Source organism: Mesorhizobium sp. M2A.F.Ca.ET.042.01.1.1, assembly GCF_003997405.1.
Classification (GTDB): Bacteria; Pseudomonadota; Alphaproteobacteria; order Rhizobiales; family Rhizobiaceae; genus Mesorhizobium.
The window spans coordinates 1-2,589 of the sequence record NZ_RZRX01000456.1 but is presented as its reverse complement, the minus strand read 5'-3'; the positions used below and the strand labels follow the sequence as shown (position 1 = coordinate 2,589).

Sequence of the window (2,589 nt, the reverse complement as noted above, 5' to 3'; positions counted from 1 at the left end):
TGCCGGTTCAGGCCAATACAAGCTGCGCGAATGGCGCGCCAACGAAGCCGTCGTTCTGGAGCGCAACGACAATTACAATGGCGAGAAGGCCAAGCTCGCCCGCGTCATCTACCGCAACATGAAGGAAAGCTCGGCGCAGCGCCTGGCGCTGGAGGCTGGCGATATCGACGTCGCCCGCAACCTCGAGCCGAACGACCTCGACGCCATCGCCAAGAACGCCGACCTCACCACCACAAGCGCGCCGAAGGGCACGGTCTATTACATCAGCCTCAACCAGAAGAATCCGAACCTCGCCAAGCCGGAAGTTCGCCAGGCGTTCAAATATCTGGTCGACTATGACGCGCTGAGCACCACCATCCTCAAGGGCATCGGCGAGATCCACCAGTCCTTCCTGCCCAAGGGCGACCTTGGCGCGATCGACGACAACCCGTTCAAGCTCGACGTTGCCAAGGCCAAGGAACTGCTCGCCAAGGCCGGCCTGGCGGATGGTTTCAAGGTGACGATGGACGTTCGCACCGGCCAGCCGACCACCGGGATGGCGGAATCGATCCAGCAGACGCTCGGCCAGGCCGGCATTCAGTTGGAGATCATCCCAGGTGATGGTAAGCAGACGCTTACCAAATATCGCGCCCGCAATCACGACATCTATATCGGCAACTGGGGCCAGGACTATTTCGACCCCAATTCGAACGCCCAGACCTTCGCCTCGAATCCGGACAATTCCGACGCCGCCAAGATCAAGACATTGGCCTGGCGCAATGCCTGGGACATCCCGGACCTGACCAAGCAGACCGAGGCGGCGCTTCTGGAAAAGGATTCGGCCAAGCGCGCCGACATGTACAAGGATCTGCAGAAGAAGATCCTCGACACCAGCCCCTTCGTCATCATCCACCAGCAGCTGGAAGTGGCGGGGCTGCGCAAGAACCTCAAGGGCTTTGCGCTCGGCCCGAGTTTCGACACCAACTTCGTCGGTCCGGTGTCGAAGGAATAGCGTCCTCGGACGCCCCTCGTGAGCATAGCTGAAAACCAGGCGGCGGCAGGGCGCGGCAGCGCCCGCGCCGCCGCCATTCTATCCTCGCTCGGCCGCTTCCTGGTTGTCGCGGTGACGACCTATCTCGGTCTTCTCGCGGTGACCTTCTTCATCGGCCGTGTCATCCCGATCGATCCGGTGCTGGCCGTGCTGGGCGACCGGGCGCCGACCGCCGTCGTCGAGCGCACGCGCCGCGAGATGGGGCTCGACCTGCCCTGGATCGAGCAGTTCTACCTCTATGTCAAAGCAGCGCTGAGGGGCGACTTCGGCACCTCGGTGCTGACCACCAATCCGGTGATGGCCGACATCCGCCGCGTTTTCCCGGCGACCATCGAGCTGGCGACGTTGGGCACGATCATCGGCGCCGTCATCGGCGTGCCGCTCGGGGTGCTGGCCGCCGTCAAGCGCGGCAGCCTGATCGACCAGATTGCCCGCGTCGTCGGCCTCATCGGCTATTCCGTGCCGATCTTCTGGCTGGGACTGCTCGGGCTGGTGCTGTTCTACGCCAAGCTGCAATGGATCGCTTTCCCGGCGCGGCTCGACGTCGTCTACGAATACACCTTCACGCCGATCACCGGCTTCTACCTGCTCGATGCCGCGATCCAGGGGCAGTGGGACGTCTTCCACGACGCCTGGCGTCATATCGTCCTGCCGGCCGCGCTGCTCGGCTATCTGTCGCTCGCCTATATCAGCCGCATGACCCGCTCCTTCATGCTGAACGAGCTGGCGCAGGAATATATCGTCGCGGCGCGTGCCAAGGGCCTGTCCGAGACGCGCGTCATCTGGGGCCATGCGCTGCGCAATGCCGCCGTGCCGATGGTGACGGTGATCGCGCTTTCCTACGCAAACCTGCTCGAAGGCTCGGTGCTGACCGAGACCGTCTTCTCCTGGCCGGGCATCGGCCTCTACATCACCAATTCGCTGCAGAATGCCGACATGAACGCCGTGCTCGGCGGCACCATCGCCATCGGCTCGGTCTTCATCGCCATCAACCTCCTGTCCGATCTGCTTTACCGGCTGCTCGATCCAAGGACGAAGATCGGATGAGCGCTGAAACCATCCAATCCAGGCGCGAATGGCTGCTCAGTGACCGGCCGGCATCGCGCCTGCAGGCAAGGCTCGGCCGCGCCTATGTGTCCTGGCGGCGCTTCTCCGCCAACCGGTTGGCGCTGGTCGGCATGCTCATCATCATCGCGCTGCTGGTGGTCGCGGCCTTCGCTGATGTGCTGGCGCCCTATTCGCCGACCGTCGGCGATCTGAAGAACGCCCGCCTGCTGGCGCCGAACGCCGCGCATTGGTTCGGCACCGACGATCTTGGCCGCGACATCTATTCGCGCATCGTCTACGGCGCGCGCTGGACGCTTTATGTCGTCATCCTCGTCGCCATCATCGCCGCGCCCATCGGCCTTTTGGTCGGCACCGTCGCCGGTTACGCCGGCGGCTGGACCGACACGATCCTGATGCGCGTCACCGACATCTTCCTCGCCTTTCCCAAGCTGGTGCTGGCGCTCGCCTTCGTCGCCGCGCTCGGTCCCGGCATCGAGAACGCGGTGCTGGCG

Annotated in this window: 3 protein-coding genes; all 3 read left to right on the top strand. The window is 63.9% G+C overall.

Annotated elements, in window-relative coordinates; all coding sequences use genetic code 11:
- Positions 1-991: ABC transporter substrate-binding protein (locus tag EOA23_RS33585; protein WP_145966573.1), on the top strand; the 991-nt coding region annotated here is incomplete at its 5' end.
- 18 nt (positions 992-1,009) lie between these two features.
- The gene (locus tag EOA23_RS33580; protein WP_127307215.1) at positions 1,010-2,077 is read left to right on the top strand and encodes an ABC transporter permease; all 1,068 of its coding nucleotides are present in this window, start codon (positions 1,010-1,012) and stop codon (positions 2,075-2,077) included.
- Positions 2,074-2,589 (top strand): ABC transporter permease (locus EOA23_RS33575; RefSeq protein WP_145966572.1); only part of this gene is annotated, 516 nt, incomplete at its 3' end. The genes EOA23_RS33580 and EOA23_RS33575, both read left to right, overlap by 4 nt.